The sequence below is a fragment of the Xanthomonas sp. SHU 308 genome (genome assembly GCF_000364645.1).
Classification (GTDB): Bacteria; Pseudomonadota; Gammaproteobacteria; order Xanthomonadales; family Xanthomonadaceae; genus Xanthomonas_A; species Xanthomonas_A sontii.
The window spans coordinates 1-3,285 of the sequence record NZ_AQOK01000390.1; the positions used below are offsets into that span (position 1 = coordinate 1).

Sequence of the window (3,285 nt, forward strand, 5' to 3'; positions counted from 1 at the left end):
TGGCGGCGCCGGCGCAGGCCGCCTGATGTCCGCCGCGCGCACGCCCGCCGCCCCCACCTGCGCAGTCCTGCGCGGGCACGCTGCCGCCTGCGCGTGCGCCGGCACCTCCCCGTTTTCGGAACGCTGACCATGTCCTCCGCCCGCCACACCCGCCTGTCCGGCCTGGAGCCGTTGCTGCTGACCCCGGACCTGCTGTTCGTCAATGTCGGCGAGCGCACCAACGTCACCGGCAGCGCGCAGTTCCGCAAGCTGATCAAGGAAGAGCGTTACGAGGAGGCGGTGGAGGTGGCGCGCCAGCAGGTCGCCAACGGCGCGCAGATCCTCGACGTCAACATGGACGAGGGTCTGATCGACTCGGAGAAGGCGATGGTGCGCTTTCTCAACTTGATCATGTCCGAGCCGGACATCGCACGCATCCCGGTGATGGTCGACTCCTCCAAGTGGAGCGTGATCGAGGCCGGGCTGAAGTGCCTGCAGGGCAAGAGCGTGGTCAACTCGATCTCGCTCAAGGAAGGCGAGGCGCCGTTCGTCGAGCACGCGCGCAAGGTGCTGCGCTACGGCGCCGCGGCGGTGGTGATGGCCTTCGACGAGGTCGGCCAAGCCGACACCTGCGCGCGCAAGGTGGAGATCTGCACCCGCGCCTACCGCATCCTCACCGAGCAGGTCGGGTTCCCGCCGGAAGACATCATCTTCGATCCGAACATCTTCGCCGTGGCCACCGGCATCGAGGAGCACGACAACTACGCGGTCGACTTCATCGAGGCCACCCGCGAGATCAAACGCAGCCTGCCGCATTGCCACGTCTCCGGTGGTGTGTCCAACGTGTCGTTCTCGTTCCGCGGCAACGAGACCGTGCGCCAGGCGATCCATTCGGTGTTCCTGTACCACGCCATCGCCGCAGGCATGGACATGGGCATCGTCAACGCCGGCGGCATGCCGATCTACGACGAGTTGGACCCGGAGCTGCGCGAGCGCGTGGAGGACGTGATCCTCAACCGCCGCCGCGACGCCACCGAACGCCTGCTGGAGATCGCCGAGCGCTACAAGAAAGCGGGGAATCGGGATGCGGGAATCGGGAATCGGGAAAAGCTGGCGTGGCGCGAGAAGACGGTGCGCGAGCGGTTGAGCCATGCGCTGGTGCATGGCATCGACGAGTTCGTCGAGGTCGATACCGAAGAGGCGCGGCAGCAGGCCGCGCGGCCGCTGGACGTGATCGAAGGCCCGCTGATGGACGGCATGAACGTGGTCGGCGACCTGTTCGGCGCCGGCAAGATGTTCCTGCCGCAGGTGGTGAAGTCGGCGCGGGTGATGAAGAAGGCGGTCGCCTACCTGCTGCCCTACATCGAGGCGGAGAAGCTGCGCAGCGGCGACACCGGCAAGTCCAACGGCAAGATCGTCATGGCCACGGTCAAGGGCGACGTGCACGATATCGGCAAGAACATCGTCGGCGTGGTCCTGGCCTGCAACAACTTCGACGTGATCGACCTGGGGGTGATGGTGCCGACCCAGACCATCCTCGACCGCGCCCGCGCCGAGAACGCCGACATCATCGGCCTGTCCGGGCTGATCACCCCGTCGCTGGAAGAGATGACCCACGTCGCCCGCGAGATGCAGCGGCAGGGCTTCTCGATGCCGCTGCTGATCGGCGGCGCCACCACCTCGCGCGCACACACCGCGCTGAAGATCGACCCGCATTACGCGGCGCCGACCGTGTGGGTGAAGGACGCCTCGCGCGCGGTGGGCGTGGCGCAGTCGCTGATCTCGCGCGAACTGCGCGCGGCCTTCGTGGCCGCCAACGACGCCGACTACGCCGAGATCCGCCAGCGCCACAAGAACCGCGGCGACGCCAAGCGCCTGGTCTCGCTCGCGCACGCGCGCGGGCAGCGCTTCGACGGCGGCTGGGACGCCTACACCCCACCGGCGCCCAGGCAACCCGGCCTACACGTGTTCGACGACTACCCGCTGGACGACCTGGTCCCGCTGATCGACTGGACCCCGTTCTTCCAGGCCTGGGAACTGGCCGGCAAGTTCCCGGCGATCCTCACCGACGAGATCGTCGGCCAGCAGGCCAGCGAGCTGTACCAGGACGCGCGCGCGATGCTGCAGCGGATCGTCGCGGAGAAATGGCTGACCGCCAAGGCCGTGTTCGGGCTGTGGCCGGCGCAGTCGGTGGGCGACGATGTTGTCGTCCTGACGGACCGGGAATCGGGAGACAGGAATGGGGAATCGTCAGGCGGGACCGCGCCGCTCGACCATTCCCGATTCTCCATTCCCCATTCCCTGCACTTTTTGCGACAACAGGTCGACAAGCCCGCCGAGCGCCCGGACTTCTGCCTGGCCGACTTCATCGCCCCGCGCGACAGCGGCAAGCAGGACTGGATCGGTGCGTTCGCGGTGACCGCCGGTATCGGCATCGAACCGCACGTGGCGCGCTTCGAGGCGGCGCACGACGACTACAACGCGATCCTGCTCAAGGCCCTGGCCGACCGCCTGGCCGAAGCGCTGGCCGAGCGCCTGCACCAGCGCGTGCGCACCGAGTTCTGGGGCTATGCCGACGACGAGGCGCTGGACAACGAGGCGCTGATCGCCGAGCGCTATCGTGGCATCCGTCCCGCGCCCGGCTATCCGGCCTGCCCCGACCACAGCGAGAAGCAGACCCTGTTCGCCCTGCTCGATGCCGGTCGCAATGCCGGCATGTCGCTGACCGAGAGCTTCGCGATGCTGCCGACCGCCGCGGTGTCCGGCTACTACTTCAGCCACCCGCAGAGCCAGTACTTCGTGGTCGGCCGGCTGGGCAAGGACCAGCTCGCCGACTACGCCCGGCGCAAGGGTGTCTCGCTGCAACAGGCCGAACGCTGGCTGGCCTCCAACCTGGACTACGATCCGGAGTGAGTCCACGCCGACCGCAGGCGCCCCCATAGCGCCTGTGCCGCCCCACGCGCCTTCGAGTGCATCGCCGATGCCCATGTCCACTCCGACCCCATTGAAGATCGTGGTCACCGGCAGTGCCGGCCGGGTCGGCCGCGCGATCCATATCCGGCTCGCGCGCGCGCACCACGTCAGCGGCTTCGACCGGACGCCCTGCTCCACAACCGACTGGGTCGGCGACCTCGACGATGCCGCACTGCTGGCGCGCGCACTGCAGGGCGTGGACGCCGTGATCCACACGGCCGCGCTGCATGCCCCGCACGTCGCGCATGTGCCGGCGGCGCGCTTCCGCCAGGTCAACGTCGACGGCACGCGCCGCGTCCTGGACGCCGCGGCGGCGGCCGGCGTGCGCCGCAT

The 3,285-nt window shown here is 68.6% G+C and carries 2 protein-coding genes; both read left to right on the forward strand.

The window, feature by feature from the left end:
* Nucleotides 1-129: 129 nt before the first annotated feature.
* On the forward strand, nucleotides 130-2,892 hold the full coding sequence (gene metH, locus D588_RS0113110) for a methionine synthase (RefSeq protein ID WP_017916303.1): 2,763 nt from the start codon (nucleotides 130-132) through the stop codon (nucleotides 2,890-2,892).
* Between the two features lie 73 nt (nucleotides 2,893-2,965).
* Nucleotides 2,966-3,285, forward strand: a 320-nt coding sequence (locus D588_RS0113115; protein ID WP_157836456.1) for an NAD-dependent epimerase/dehydratase family protein, incomplete at its 3' end; no start/stop codon positions are given.